Raw genomic sequence first — 14946 nt, 5'->3', positions numbered from 1 at the left:
TTTCTAATGCTTGTACGTCGGTTTCAGCAAGAATGGATACGAAATATTTTCCACTTAAATTTCTTCTAACAGTAGCATTCAGAATACGACCTTCTACTTCCCGACTTTTAGCAAAGCGAATAAGACCAAGTTTAGGTAATTTGATTTTATTCCCTACAATGGCGATATTTCCGTTCGTGTGCTTGGTTGTGTAAGACTGTACGCTGTTCTTTTTAGACTTGAATCGTGTTACTTTATTTTGTTTCTTGAAGAATCGAGTATATGAGTCAGCAAGGTTTTTAATTGACGATTGGATAGCAGTACTGTCAACTTCGTTTAACCAAATCAGCTCTTTCTTTAACTGTGTTAGTTGGGAGGAACAAGTGTTGTAAGTTAATCCTTTGCCTGTGTCTTTGTACATATCCATCCATTGTGCCAAAAAGTAATTGAATACAAAACGTGAACAGCCGATTGTTTTCAAAATTAGGATTTCTTGTTTTTTGTTTGGATAGATCCGAAACTTATATGCTTTGTTGACTAGCATTGATTTCCACCTCACTTCATGCCTTGATTTTCAATATATTTTGTAACTACATTAATAGGAGAACCACCAGTAGTCCATGACAAAAATTCCCTGACTGGTAATTTTACCCTATATTGATTATATAATGAGTGCGTTAATCGTTCAAAAAAAACTTTAGGCTAACGCCTAACCGACATTCATCTCCTACCTATTGTTGGGCTACGCCCTTCACACGATTGAGGAAGGAGTCTTCTGTCGGAAAATAATTAAAAACAGGGAAAATCCCCAATAGTTTAGATAATTATGATAAATTATTTAATTTTAACAATTCGAATAAATCTATTTGGATATAATACTCTATTTGTAACTTACTACTTTATTTGATTCTTATTCAACTAAAAACAGTTATCAGCTCTCAGCTCTCGTATTCTCTGCATTTAACCAACTGACCCCTACGTTTTCTGAAAAATTGACCCTTTTTCATATACCAGTTTTTTGCTAAAGTAATCGGTAAATTCTAAATTTAGGAGGTTTATAGATATGGAAAGTGCACAAAGTTATTCCAAGTCACGTCAAAAAACTTTTGATTTAATTATTACATCAATGTTAGTAGCACTTGTTTTCGTTTCTACTGTCTTTATGAATATAAAACTACCAATTACTGCGAATGGAGGTTTAGTTCATCTAGGAACTGCCATGCTTTTTATTGCATCTATTTTATTTGGTCCTAAAAAAGGGGCTCTTGCTGGTGCAATAGGAATGGGGTTATTTGATATACTTGGAGGTTGGGCATTATGGGCACCTATCACCATTCTGGCGCGTGGTTTGCAAGGATACATCGTTGGTAAAATTGCTTGGTCAAATGGTCGCAAAGGAAACAGCATTGCTTTAAATTTAACTGCAACAATCGTTTCTATTCCATTTATGGTAGCCGTTTATTACATTGGCGAAGGGATTTTATACGCAAATTGGATTGCACCCTTAGCTTCAATACCTGGAGATCTTCTTCAAAATGTACTAGGAATTATAGTTGCTGTACCAGTTTGTGTTATTTTGAAAAAAGCACCTTATTTTAAGTAGTTAATAATAAGGTGCATTCTAAAAGCTTTTACAACATAATAAAAAAAACGAATTCCAATATAGGAATTCGTTTTTGATTAATCACTATACTAATTCCAAACAAGCGACCGCTTCACAATGCGTCGTCTGCGGGAACATATCCACCGGCTGAACTTCCAATGTCTTATATCCACCATCTTCTAAAATGCGTAAATCACGTGCTAATGTTCCTGGGTTACAAGAAACATAAACGACACGCTTCGGTTTCATTGTAAGAATCGTGTTTAATAATGACTCTTCACAACCTTTACGAGGAGGATCGACAACGATAACATCTGCTTTAATACCTTCGTTTTGCCAATCAAGCATGACTGTTTCAGCTGCTCCTGCTACGAATTCAGCATTTGTAATATTGTTTAACTTCGCATTTTCTCTTGCATCACGTACAGCATCTTCCACGATTTCTACACCGTATACTTTTTTCGCTTGTTGAGCAAGAAACAGAGAAATGGTTCCGATTCCACAATATGCATCAATAACTGTTTCTTCGCCTGTTAACTGCGCGTATTGTAGAGCTTGATCATACAATACTTTTGTTTGTACTGGGTTTACTTGATAGAAAGAACGTGGAGAAATGGCGAACTTAATTTCTCCAATAGTATCGGTAATAGTGCTTTTACCCCAAAGTGTTAAAGAACGGTCACCTAAGATAACATTTGTACGCTTCACATTGATGTTTTGAACAATGCTCTTTACGTTTGGAATAGTTTTCACGATATCCTTCACGATTTCTTCTTGGTTTGGCAAAGTTCTTGTACGTGTTACAAGAACAATCATCATTTCGTCTGTTGCTTTTGCCCAACGAACGACGATATGACGAATTATACCCTTATGTTCTTTCTCATCATAAGGAGCAATGCCGTTGTCTACAAGAATGTCACGGATTTTTAATACAACACTGTCATCCATTGATAGTTCAACGCCACAGTTTGTCATATCCACGATTTCGTGACTACGTTTCTTATAGTACCCCGCAACAGTACGACCATTTTGAAAGCCTACAGGTACTTGAACTTTATTACGATATTTCCAAGGGTTTTCCATACCGATGACAGGATTTACTTTCACACCCTTTAATCCACCGATACGCTCTAGGGCATCACGAACTTGTTTTTCTTTCGCACGTAATTGACCTTCATAGCTCAAATGTAAAAGTTGAGCGCCACCGCATTCTTTATGCAATGAACATGGATAATCCACACGATCTGGGCTTTGTACAAGAATTTCTTCTAAACGACCAAAACCATATCCTTTGTTTACTTTAATAACCTTGACCTTTGCTTTCTCACCTGGCAATGCAAATGGTACAAATAATGGATAACCTTCTACTTTCGCTACACCTGAACCATCATGTGTTAAATCATTAAACTCCACTGTCACGATGTCACTTTTCTTGACTGGTGCATTCTTCTTCATTCATTCAACTTCCTTTTCTATATGATGCCTTATTGGCTTTCCTTCTAAAACAGACTAGGTTGATTCTACCATAAAGAATAACCACAATAAAGGAAGCATTATTTGTATTTCTCAATTTATGTTCAGATGTAGATCAGCAACCTATCTTTACCTGAAAAAGCACTTCATTTAATAAGACGATTGCAACAAAAAAGATGAATGGATTATCCATTCATCTTCGATCATTAACTTGTTTTTATCGGTAAAATGACACCGCAATGTTCATAAATAAAATTAATCGTTACATCATTAAAGATCTGAAATTTATCTATATTACATACATGCCCAGCACTTTCAATACATTCTAGCTTCACATAACTTTTTGTCGTGAGTACAACATCTTCAACTGCGTCTAAGAATAAATAATCTTCTTCTCCCATAACAAAAAGCGTCGGGACGCCCTGGAAATCCTTTTGTAACTCTTCTAAGAATGGATTTACACGTTTCGTTAATGAGAACCAACGAATGAATTCTTTCTGACACATTCGCTTTGCCTGTTCAACAAACGTTACACGCGCTTCTTTATGATTACTTTTCGGCATAATAATCCATGCAAACAGACGATATAGCCACATATATGGAAGAATGTGCTTCCCTAAATGACCTAGTGTTAAATAAAATTTCGTCCGTAAATTTAAACTGGTTATTGCTCCACCTAAAACCATAGAGGAAACACGATCTGGATATGTTTTAGCGATTGTTTGAATAACAATCGTACCTAGTGAAATTCCTACAAAGTGCGAACTCTTTATATTTTCTCTATCAAGTACAGCCATGACTTCTTTCCCAATTGTTACAAAAGTATCGTCATTTTTCCACTGAACAGATTGTGATTTTCCGTGACCACGCAGATCTATTAATAGCACATTAAAGTGTTTCTTATAATCTCGTAGCTGTTTAAACCATACTGCAGAATTTCCTCCTGCTCCATGGATGAACGTAACCCATGGTTTATAGTCATCAATATAATGAGTACGATAATGTAACAACATTATCACCCTTTCTTGTGATTAATAATACAAGTACTTCGAGTATAATCGAATATTTGTGAAAGAAAAAGCAATATTAACTAGACAATGCCCATATTAATTACATCTTTCACACACAAAGATTTAGAATTATTTATCAATAAATATACAAATGTATTTAAACATTGGTGTGAAAGCATTTACACATCTCCATTCTATGGGAAGTGATTATACTTTTTTGACATAATTTCGACACATTTCGAGAAAAAGCGACTTACTTCGCTCTCCTTTCCACGTATTTGTCATCTTACAATAGCTAACAAAAAAAGAGAATCGCATTTCATCTGCGATTCTCACCAATTAACTCTCTTCTTTTTCTATGCGTTGTGGGACAGCATCCGGCATAAAATTCTCTGGAACAAATACATCGAAATGGCGATACATATTGACGAATTCTGCTGGAGCAATTCCACCATATTCACCATCTAAGTTCAATTGCATCTTTTCCTTAGGAGTTACTTTTATACGATTTGCTTTCACATAGATTACTGATGGATCTTTTGTATGTTCTCCTCTAAGAGCTAGAGATGCAATACGAATAAATTCCGCAAGATTTGTTTTCTTTAAAATAAGTAATGTAAACATTCCATCATTCAAAGATGCATCTGGAGCTAAACGCTCAAAGCCGCCAACAGAGTTTGTGTTCGCAACGAGGAATAGCATAACTTCACCTTCGAATAGTTTACCATCATATTCGATTTTTACATCTGTTGCTTTCAAAGAAGGCAACATTTCAATACCCTTTAAGTAATAAGCAAGTTGACCAAGCATTGTTTTCAACTTACTCGGCACTTCATATGTAAGTTCGGTTAAACGACCGCCACCTGCAATATTGATAAAATATTTCTCATTCATTTTACCAACGTCAATTGGCATAGTATTACCTGCTGTTATAATATCAACTGCGGCATTTACTGAACGAGGAACATGAATTGCTCGTGCAAAATCATTTGTTGTTCCAACTGGAATAATACCTAATTTTGGGCGATGCTCAGCATCTGCAAGTCCATTTACTACTTCATAAATTGTTCCATCTCCACCTGCAGCAATAACGACATCATATTTTCGTTCGATTGCTATGCGAGCTGCTTTTGTAGCATCACCTTCACAAGTAGTAGCATGACAAGATGCCTCGTAACCTGCCGCTTCTAGCTTTGCCAATACATCTGGTAAATGCTTACGAATGGCCTCGCGTCCTGAAGTTGGATTATATATTAATCTAGCCCGTTTCATTTTCATCATCCTATACGTAAAATTCGTTTAAATCTATTTTACAAAAATAACTTTTTATTATTTTTTAATGTGAAATTGATTATATAGTACAGCATTCAAAATAGCTACACATATAAATAGATTGTCCCATATCAAGAAATACCAAACTTCTCAATACAAAAACAAAGGGACTTGAATTATATTCCAAGTCTCTTTTTATTGTATACTATTCGAACTGCTTTTGGCTACTCCAAGCATTCATTATTTCTTGATACCATTTACTCGTTTCTTGTTCATTCTTCGAGTTTAAAATATAGTATTTTTCATCTGTTTTAATCCATATATAAGGTGGATATTTAGTAAAAGCATAATGACGACCTGATCCCCATTTCTTACTATGGAATGAACCTAATGACCTTGTTTCTGTTGCAAATCCATTTGATTTAATCGTATCTGATGGAAGTCGATCGATCATTTTAAGCTCATCGATATCTTTTATTGCGATCGTATCATCATACATTCCACTCATTTCGATGGCTTCATTAGTGATTGTAACATTCGTGTCTTTGTTACCTAGATAAAAAAGAACACCGATTCCAATTAAAATAACACTATATAAAGAAATTAACAGAATCGCATTACGTTTACGTTTTCTCTTCACATCGTACTTTAACCCATAAAGCGTTCCACTCATTAAAAACAATAAAAAAATAGCTATAAAAATTTCAATTCCATAAGGTACACGAAACGCAACAACCGGAATGCTAAGTAGCCAGATTATCGCAATTCCCCACATTAATTTTCCTTCATATGACAAATAACCATTTCTTTCTAATTCTGCCTTTTCCTCATCCGTATATGAATTATATCCGGATAATAAGGAATATTCTTTTTTATTATGAATCAGATAAGCAAGGCCTGTTACTATACAACCAACGAAAATCCATATTATCAGTGTTACCCCATTCCGTCTCCACCTCTGCCAACTTTACTTTTTACTGCTTCTGCGTTGTTTAAATTTCTCAGGATCACTAAACTTAACGGCTATTGCTACTATAACTCCAACAACAATAACGATCCCTGCATAAATCATAACTGCCATTTCTCATTCTCCTTCTTACACACCTTTAAATGACAACGTTAAGCTAAAAGCTTCCACCCGAATCACCACCGCCACAATCACTACCACTACCGTTGTCACAGTTAACTCCATGATGATGGTGGTCATTATGCCTACCATCATCAAAGCTCTCTATACCATAATAATGTTGATTTGTTGATGTATGATCCAATGAGTTGTTTTTAGATGCTACTGATTTTCCTGCAAATAATAATTTCGATAACGTAACTCCTATAATTAATAGAATAACTAATATCAAGAACATTTCCATAATAACGCCTCCCAATAAGTTGTATATTAGAGATACGTATATTAAATTCATAAGTTTCATGAACATTATAAAACTATGGTAGCATTCTTCTAACATTATCGAAATACATATAAAAAAATCTGCCTAGTATTTTACTTAGGCAGATTTTTTGTATTATTTATCGTTTCTCAATCTCTTGCATTAGAAGCTTGTTCACGACTTGTGGATTAGCTTGTCCTTTCGTCGCTTTCATGATTTGACCTACTAAGAAGCCAGTTGCTTTCTTCTGACCTGCTTTGTAGTCTTCAATTGATTTCGGATTATTATCAAGTGCTTCTGTTATGATTTTAAGAAGTGAACCTTCATCTGAAATTTGAACAAGACCTTTTTCTTTTACAATTGTCTCGGCATCGCCACCGTTTTCAACTAACTCTTTGAAAACTGTTTTGGCAATTTTAGAAGAAATTGTTCCTTTTTCGATAAGTACGATCATACCTGCTAAAGCTTGTGGTGTTAATGGAAGATCATGAAGTTCTTTGCCTTCAGCATTCATGTAACCAGAAAGCTCACCCATAATCCAGTTAGAAGCAAGCTTCGCATCTGCACCTGCTGCAACTGTTGCTTCGAAGAAATCAGCTGTTTCTTTCGTTACTGTCAGTACAGCTGCATCGTATGCAGGTAAGCCCCACTCTTCTGTATAGCGTTTTTGACGAGAATCTGGAAGCTCGGGAATTTCCACACGTACACGTTCTTTCCACTCATCATCAATGTATAGCTCTACTAAGTCTGGCTCTGGGAAGTAACGATAATCATCCGATCCTTCTTTAACACGCATCAAGATTGTTTTTCCTGTAGTTTCATCGAATCGACGTGTTTCTTGATCGATTGTACCACCTGCTGATACAACAGCGATTTGACGACGTTCTTCAAATTCAAGACCTTTACGAACAAAGTTGAAAGAGTTTAAGTTCTTTAACTCTGTTTTTGTACCGAATTCTTTTTGACCTACAGGACGAATAGAGATGTTCGCATCACAACGAAGTGAACCTTCTTCCATCTTACAGTCAGAAACACCAGTGTATTGAATGATTGATTTTAACTTTTCTAAGTAGGCATATGCCTCATTAGGTGTACGAATATCTGGTTCAGAAACGATTTCTACAAGCGGTGTACCTTGACGGTTGTAGTCACAAAGCGAGTTTCCACCTGCTCCGTGCGTTAATTTACCCGCATCTTCTTCTAAATGAATACGCGTAATACCAATACGCTTCTTATAACCATCCACTTCAATATCAATATAGCCGTTTTCACCGATTGGTTGGTCGAACTGCGAAATTTGATAAGCTTTTGGATTATCTGGATAGAAATAGTTTTTACGGTCGAATTTCGTATGAGTTGCTACTTCGCAATTAATCGCCATTGCTGCTTTCATCCCGAAATCAACTACTTGTTTATTTAATACTGGCAGTACGCCTGGATATCCAAGGTCAATTACTGACGTGTTTGTATTCGGATCAGCTCCGAATTGGTTTGGACTTGACGAGAAGATCTTTGAATTTGTTTTTAATTCAACGTGTACTTCAAGACCTATTACCGTTTCAAATTGTTGCATGTTCCTCACCCCTTACAGTTGTGGTTTTTTTGTATGATGATCTGTTGCTTGCTCGAACGCATGAGCAACGCGATAAACTGTACTTTCATCGAAATGCTTACCAATAATTTGCAAGCCGTATGGTAATCCTTCTTGTGATAATCCACAAGGAACAGAAATACCTGGTACACCTGCTAAGTTCACAGGAATTGTTAAAATATCGTTCGCATACATCGTTAATGGATCTTTTGTATTTTGTCCGATTTTGAATGCTGTTGTTGGAGTTGTTGGTCCGATGATTACATCGTAGTTCTCAAACACATCTTCGAAATCTTTCTTAATTAATGTACGAACTTGTTGAGCTTTCTTGTAATATGCATCATAGTAACCTGAGCTTAACGCGAATGTTCCAAGCATGATACGGCGTTTAACTTCACTTCCGAAGCCTTCTGCACGTGTTTTCTTGTACATATCAATTAAGTTCTCAGCATTCGGTGTTCTGTAGCCATAACGAACGCCATCGAAGCGAGCTAAGTTCGCTGATGCTTCAGATGAAGATAATAAGTAATATGTTGCTAATGCGTATTTAGAATGTGGTAGAGAAACCTCTTCCCATGTAGCGCCTAGTGATTCTAGTACTTTCAACGATTCTAATACAGATTGCTTCACATCCTCCGCTACACCTTCGCCAAGGTATTCCTTCGGCACTGCAATACGTAAGCCTTTCACGTCACCTGTTAAGCTTTCCGAGAATTTTGGAACATCTACATTTGCTGATGTGCCGTCCATTGGGTCAATTCCAGAGATTGCTTCTAAAAGATAAGCATTATCTTCTACACGATTCGTAATTGGACCGATTTGATCTAGTGAAGAAGCAAATGCGACTAATCCAAAGCGAGATACACGACCATATGTTGGTTTCATTCCAACTACGCCGCAATATGCTGCTGGCTGACGAATTGATCCACCAGTATCAGAACCAAGTGAGAATAAAACTTCTCCAGCCGCTACAGATGCAGCCGATCCACCTGATGACCCACCTGGTACACAATCAGTGTTCCAAGGATTACGAACTGTTTTGTACGCTGAGTTTTCATTTGAAGAACCCATAGCAAACTCATCCATATTTAATTTACCGATTGTTACAGTTCCAGCTTGTTGTAGCTTTTGAACAACAGTCGCATCATAAATTGGATCAAAATTTTCTAATATTTTACTAGCACAAGTAGTGCGTAAGTTTTTTGTTACGATATTATCTTTAATACCGATAGGCATACCAAATAGAGAACCTGATACTTCTCCTTTAGCTAGCTTTTCATCTAATAATTTTGCTTGTTGACGTGCACTTTCTTCATTTAATGTAAGAAAAGCAGCAACTGTCTCATCTACTTGCTCGATACGTTTAAAAGATGTATCTACTAAATCAGATACACTAACCTCTTTCTTCAGCAAAAGGCTTTGTAAATCCTTCAAACTATGTGTAAAAAGTGACATAAAGTTCCCCCCTTTAATCGATGATTGATGGTACTACGATTAGTCCATCTCTATGTTCTGGTGCATTCTTCACTACGTCTTCAATTGGTAAACCTGGTTTCGCCACATCCTCACGAAGAACGTTAACCGTTTCAACAACACGCGATGTTGGTTTCACACCTGTTGTATCCAGTTCATTCAATTGCTCAGCAAATGAAATAATTGCATCTAGTTCTTTCGCCATTTTCTCTACTTCTTTGTCTGTCACAGCTAATCTTGAAAGATTAGCTACGTGCTTCACTTGTTCAGTTGAAATACGAGACATTCTACAATCCACCTCCAGCATTTTTTTCGACCAAAAGCCATACTCATAATATTATCAAATTTTGCCGCGCTAAAGCAATATTGGAGATGATAAGAAAAGCGAAATCACCCGTTTAGTGACGTATGGACTGGAGCGCTTCGACTGAGATAAAGGAAACACGAAGAGCCGATAGGTGATTCGATGTTGACTTATCGTAGGGAGGAGCGGGAAGTCCACTAGTCACTGGGTGACTTTCGCTAGACATCCTAGAAAAACCGTCACCGGTCCTTTTTGGATCGAAGAACTTCATAATACTATTAACTTCACTTTAAGTAGAGCTTATTTTTGGTTTTACACCTAACTAAAAAGGAGGCACACGGCAGGCATAAGACGAGCCGTTCTTGAAAACCCGATTTTGGTTTTCAAAACGGATTGGCTTATGACCGAGTGTGACAGGTGTAAGGTTAGACAATGAAAAGCGAAATCACCCGTTTAGTGACGTATGGACTGGAGCGCTTCGACTGAAATTGTTCAATAAAAAATAGACTACAAATTTACATCTACAGTCTATCTTTCAGTCTATTAGGCCGTTCCTAGTACTACCCCTAATTTCTTTAAGTATTGACGGTATGCAATACTCATTCGATCGCAAATGAGTGATAACTCTACCTGCAAATCAAGCGGTAAATCCTCTGGCTTCTGATTCTCTACAATCGGCTTATCTTGTGCAAAAATCATATTCTGGAACTCTACAACCTCTTCATCCGTTGTACCCGTATCATAGTTAAAAGACAATATACCATAAGCAATTGATTTCTCCTTTTCAACGGGTAAGATGGTCAAGAGAATTGCCATGCGCTGCCCATTATCTTTATCTAGCTTCGTAAAACGAACCGTAAGTGGTTTTAGAATTTCATACGTATAATAGACATGTTTAGCTTGCCCGGAACCATCTGGGTCAGGTTGAAATAATACTATCTCATCTGAATAAATAGAATCTTCGCCTTGATGTACTTTATATTCACCTATTACAGGGTATGATTCTTCCCCTAAATATCCTCCATGGACAAACGCTAAATGTCCTACATCTAAGAAATTTTCAACGATTCGTGGTGGATTTGCTTCCACCTCTTGAGGTCCCCACAACACATTGTGATAAGATTCATCTTCAAATTCTTTATATGTAAATAGTTTTGCATCACTATTTTCTAGATTAACCCAAATAAATCCACACTTCTCGATACAGCCATACTTAGCTGCTTTTGCTTTCTTTGGTATTGCGCGTCCTTCTGGTAGTTGCGGAATCTTCGTACATTCTCCTATACTATTAAACTCCCAACCATGATAAGGACATACAAGATTACCGTTCTTCACACAACCAAGTGATAGAGCAGCCCCACGATGAATACATAAGTCTCTAAAAGCATGAATCCCTTCTTCATTCCGAAAGAGCACTACTCTTTCTCCCATAACGACTACTTGTAATGGTTTCTCCCCAACGTCTTCTGCCTTACAAGCTACAATCCAATCACTTCGTAAAACCTGATCATATACAATCATGTCCGTTCCCCCCTCATTCTTGTGCATCTATATTTTAAGACTCACTAAATTATATGTCAATTCTAAATACGAACATTAATTTTAATTTCACACAAAAATATTCGCTTTAAGGTTTACTTTCGACACTTTTCTCCTTATAATGCAAGTGAGTTTATATTAATATCTGAACAAAGGGATTTTTATTCAAAATAGGGATTCGTATTTCTGGGGAGGAAAAACAAACATGGAAGATCAAGCGAAGTCGGCAAATTTACTTGTCGGTGTGAACGAGAAAATCAGTACGAAACGATCACTATTATTAGGGATGCAGCATGTCTTAGCAATGGATTTATATTTAGCACCAATTATCATCTCTGGTTTATTATCTTTAAGTACAGCTAATACGACATTTTTTATTCAAATGTGCTTCCTAGCAGCAGGACTTGCAACGATTATCCAAGCGACAATAGGATTGAGGTTGCCTGTTATGCAGGGACCATCTTATGTTCCAATCGGTGCATTAGCAGCAATCGGTGGGAAATTAGGTCTTGGAGCAGTATTTGGTAGTTTGCTTCCAGGTGCACTCTTAATCGCTATTATTGGATATCCATTAAAAGCATTTGCACATATTGTACGAAAAATCATTCCACCAACTGTTGCTGGAACAGTTATTGTCATTGTAGGGATTTCATTAATGCCTATACCATTTAACGGCATTTATTCTGCACCAGGCTTCATCGGTCACAATGCCATGATTGCTTTTGTTTCAACAGCTGTATTAATCGTTTGTATTTTACTTGGTAGAAAAGCGAAAGGCATAGGTACTTTTTTTCGATTAGTATCCGTTATTCTTGCTATTATTGCTGGGACAATCACTGCATCGTTATACGGCACAGTTGATTTTTCACCAGTGAAAGAAGCAGCTTGGTTCTCACTCCCATCATTTTTTCCATTCGGAGCACCTGTTTTTGATTTACATGCAATTCTTACTATGGTGTTTATATACATTGTCATTTTGATTGAAACTACAGGTACATGGTTTGTTGTTTCAACAGTTACTGATGGGGAATTGACGAATAAAAGATTAAATCGAGCATCGTTTGGTGAGGGTATTGGTTGCTTTGTTGGTACTTTATTTGGCGGAACTCCTATGACGGGATATTCTTCTAATGCAGGTTTAATTGCTATTACAGGGGTAGCTAGTCGACGCGTAATTATTGCCGCTGGTTTCATCTTGGTGGGACTTGGACTTGTTCCGAAACTCTCTACATTAATCACATGTATTCCTGGACCTGTTATTAATGGAATATTCGGTGTAATCTGTATTGCAATTGTTATGAACGGTTTGAAAGTTATTCAGCATATTACCATTGATGACCGCAATATGATTGTAATAGGAATGCCAATCCTTTTAACCATTGGTACGACAGTATTACCGAAAGATCTACTTCATACAATGCCAGATTTCTTAAACTATATCCTTTCTTCAGGAACAGCCGTTGGGGCTATAGCAGCTGTTTTATTAAATTTAATCATACCTGCTGAAAAAGCTAAAAAGGGATGACTTTCATCATCCCTTTTTTCTATTAATCTATTAATACATTTCTGAAGTAGTTTTCGCCTGCATATGCAGCATTACGTAATCTGGACCTCCAGCTTTTGAATCGGTTCCTGACATATTGAAGCCGCCGAATGGTTGATAGCCAACAATAGCCCCCGTACATCCACGATTAATATATAAGTTTCCGACATGGAAATCTTCACGAGCTTGATCAATATGAGCGCGATTAGTTGAAATTACCGCACCTGTTAAACCATATTCAGTATTGTTAGCTATTTCAAGCGCATGACTGAAGTCTTTCGCTTTTGCAAAAGCAACGACTGGACCAAAAATTTCTTCTTGCATTAAACGTGCATTCGGATCTAAATCAGCAAAGATAGTTGGTTGAACAAAGTAACCTTTCGAGTCATCACCTTCTCCACCCGCCATTAAACGTCCTTCTTGTTTACCGATTTCAATGTATTGCATTATTTTCTTATAAGCAGCAGCATCAATGACAGGACCCATATAATGATTCTTATCTTCCGGATTTCCGACCGTAAGCTTTTTCGTTAATTGTACAGCACGTTCTAGAACATCTTCATATACATCTTCTACAATAACAGCGCGAGAACATGCAGAGCATTTTTGTCCCGAAAAACCAAACGCAGATTTCACAATACTTTCAGCAGCTAAATCAAGATCCGCTTCACGATCTACTACAATCGTATCTTTACCGCCCATCTCAGCAATCACTCGTTTTAACCAAATTTGACCTGATTGCACTTTGGAAGCGCGTTCATAAATACGCAGACCAACATCGCGAGAACCAGTAAAAGAAATAAAACGAGTTTTTGGATGATCAATTAAGTAGTCACCCACTTCAGCACCACTTCCTGGTACAAAGTTCAAGACACCAGCAGGAAGACCTGCTTCTTCCATCACTTCAACAAACTTTGCTGCCACTATTGGTGTTGTAGAAGCTGGTTTTAGAACCACTGTATTACCTGCTACAAGAGCCGCAACAGTCGTCCCAGCCATAATGGCTAACGGAAAGTTCCATGGTGAGATAATGATTCCTACTCCTAGCGGAATATATTGATATTGATTATTTTCTCCTGAACGGCTTTCGACAGGCACTCCATCTTTCACTTTCAATATTTGTCGAGCATAAAACTCCATGAAATCGATTGCCTCTGCCGTATCACCATCTGCTTCATTCCACGGTTTACCCGCTTCTTTCGTCAGCAATGCCGAAAACTCATGTTTGCGTCGACGAATAATAGCAGCTGCTCGAAATAATATGTCAGCTCTAGACTCCGGCTCCACCTTACGCCACGATTCAAATGCTTCACTTGCCGCAGTAATCGCTTCTTCTGCTAATTCACGATTCGCTTTTGAAACCGTTCCAATCACTTCTTGCTTATCTGCCGGATTATATGAAACAATTTTTTCTTCTGTTTTTACTCTGTTACCATTTATCAACAAATCATACTCTTGCCCTAAATAGCCCCTAACTCTTTCTAACCCTTCAAGATAACCTATTTCATTGCTACTTTGAGAAAAATCTGTAAATGGCTCATGCTTGTATGCTTGTACCAATATTATTCACTCCCAATTTAGTATGTATGTTGCTCAACGTTTATTGTAAGGCTATTTTATAAACTATTCAAATAATTAAAATGACTTTTTACTTCTCTCATGATTGATGGATGGATAATACTCCAGTGATAGTATCCGCTGCTCATATTTCCGATTCTCCACTCATATTTCCGGTTCTCTACTCATATTTCCGGTTCTCTGCTCATATTTC

General features: G+C 37.1%; 13 protein-coding genes. 2 read left to right on the top strand and 11 right to left on the bottom strand.

All coding sequences use genetic code 11. The features are described from left to right. Positions 1-523, bottom strand: a 523-nt coding sequence (locus V7014_RS01840; RefSeq protein WP_335503544.1) for an RNA-guided endonuclease TnpB family protein, incomplete at its 3' end; no start/stop codon positions are given. A gap of 519 nt (positions 524-1042) precedes the next feature. Between V7014_RS01840 and V7014_RS01835 the strand changes: the two genes are divergently transcribed. After that, positions 1043-1582, top strand: coding sequence for an ECF transporter S component (locus V7014_RS01835; RefSeq protein ID WP_335503543.1), 540 nt, complete (start codon positions 1043-1045; stop codon positions 1580-1582). An 84-nt stretch (positions 1583-1666) separates the two neighbouring features. On the opposite strand, the gene rlmD is transcribed toward V7014_RS01835, so the two are convergent. The 9 genes from rlmD to V7014_RS01790 form a co-directional block, all read right to left on the bottom strand. Further along, positions 1667-3037, bottom strand: coding sequence for a 23S rRNA (uracil(1939)-C(5))-methyltransferase RlmD (gene rlmD / locus V7014_RS01830; protein ID WP_335503539.1), 1371 nt, complete (start codon positions 3035-3037; stop codon positions 1667-1669). A 224-nt stretch (positions 3038-3261) separates the two neighbouring features. Beyond that, complete coding sequence (locus V7014_RS01825; protein ID WP_438824850.1) at positions 3262-4068, bottom strand: alpha/beta fold hydrolase; 807 nt, start codon at positions 4066-4068, stop codon at positions 3262-3264. Positions 4069-4404: 336 nt separating this feature from the next. After that, positions 4405-5337, bottom strand: a complete 933-nt coding sequence (locus tag V7014_RS01820; protein WP_335503533.1) for a diacylglycerol kinase — start codon at positions 5335-5337, stop codon at positions 4405-4407. A 205-nt stretch (positions 5338-5542) separates the two neighbouring features. Further along, positions 5543-6259 (bottom strand): DUF3784 domain-containing protein, encoded by a 717-nt coding sequence (locus V7014_RS01815; RefSeq protein WP_335503611.1) that lies wholly within the window; start codon positions 6257-6259, stop codon positions 5543-5545. A 202-nt stretch (positions 6260-6461) separates the two neighbouring features. Beyond that, positions 6462-6707, bottom strand: coding sequence for a hypothetical protein (locus tag V7014_RS01810; protein ID WP_335503529.1), 246 nt, complete (start codon positions 6705-6707; stop codon positions 6462-6464). A gap of 157 nt (positions 6708-6864) precedes the next feature. Continuing rightward, positions 6865-8298 carry an Asp-tRNA(Asn)/Glu-tRNA(Gln) amidotransferase subunit GatB gene (gene gatB / locus V7014_RS01805; RefSeq protein WP_335503526.1) on the bottom strand — a complete coding sequence of 478 codons (1434 nt, stop codon included), beginning with the start codon at positions 8296-8298 and terminating at the stop codon, positions 6865-6867. 12 nt (positions 8299-8310) lie between these two features. Continuing rightward, positions 8311-9771: an Asp-tRNA(Asn)/Glu-tRNA(Gln) amidotransferase subunit GatA gene (gene gatA, locus V7014_RS01800; protein ID WP_335503524.1), complete on the bottom strand. Its 1461-nt coding sequence runs from the start codon at positions 9769-9771 to the stop codon at positions 8311-8313. A 13-nt stretch (positions 9772-9784) separates the two neighbouring features. Then, the gene (gatC, locus tag V7014_RS01795; protein ID WP_335503520.1) at positions 9785-10075 is read right to left on the bottom strand and encodes an Asp-tRNA(Asn)/Glu-tRNA(Gln) amidotransferase subunit GatC; all 291 of its coding nucleotides are present in this window, start codon (positions 10073-10075) and stop codon (positions 9785-9787) included. A gap of 561 nt (positions 10076-10636) precedes the next feature. Continuing rightward, on the bottom strand, positions 10637-11614 hold the full coding sequence (locus V7014_RS01790) for an aromatic ring-hydroxylating dioxygenase subunit alpha (protein WP_335503518.1): 978 nt from the start codon (positions 11612-11614) through the stop codon (positions 10637-10639). Between the two features lie 223 nt (positions 11615-11837). Here V7014_RS01790 and V7014_RS01785 point away from each other — a divergent pair, with 223 nt between their 5' ends. After that, positions 11838-13157: a uracil-xanthine permease family protein gene (locus tag V7014_RS01785; RefSeq protein WP_335503515.1), complete on the top strand. Its 1320-nt coding sequence runs from the start codon at positions 11838-11840 to the stop codon at positions 13155-13157. Between the two features lie 30 nt (positions 13158-13187). Here the strand turns inward: V7014_RS01785 and pruA are convergent, their stop codons facing one another. Beyond that, positions 13188-14735, bottom strand: a complete 1548-nt coding sequence (pruA, locus tag V7014_RS01780; RefSeq protein WP_335503512.1) for an L-glutamate gamma-semialdehyde dehydrogenase — start codon at positions 14733-14735, stop codon at positions 13188-13190. Positions 14736-14946: the final 211 nt, after the last annotated feature.

Origin of the sequence: Bacillus sp. JJ722, assembly GCF_036963345.1 — a bacterium.
GTDB lineage: Bacteria > Bacillota > Bacilli > Bacillales > DSM-1321 > Bacillus_AD.
The sequence above is the reverse complement of the archived record's forward strand: the minus strand, read 5'-3'. Positions and strand labels throughout refer to the sequence as shown.